Below are 230 nucleotides of genomic sequence, written 5' to 3'. Positions count from 1 at the left end.
GCAGCGAGCAGTCGCGCACGGGCCGCGACAGCTACCGCGAAGTCCACGAGGCCGACGTCGGCTCGGTGGTCGAGGGCCAGGGCGACGTCACCCTCAAGGCGGGGAAGAACATCACCTCGGTCGCCTCCACGGTCAACAGCGCCAAGGGCACCCTGTACGCCGATGCCGGCGGCGATATCACCGTCACGCACGGCACCGCCATCGACGAGGTCGAGTCGAGCACCTACACC

At 69.1% G+C, this 230-nt stretch carries 1 protein-coding gene; it reads left to right on the top strand.

Features of this window, described 5'->3' with window-relative positions; genetic code table 11:
• Positions 1-230: hypothetical protein (locus SB658_RS28160; RefSeq protein WP_410603902.1), on the top strand; the 230-nt coding region annotated here is incomplete at both ends.

The organism is Bacillus sp. SIMBA_008, from assembly GCF_046535495.1.
GTDB classification, from domain to species: Bacteria; Bacillota; Bacilli; order Bacillales; family Bacillaceae; genus Bacillus; species Bacillus subtilis.
The sequence above is the reverse complement of the archived record's forward strand: the minus strand, read 5'-3'. Positions and strand labels throughout refer to the sequence as shown.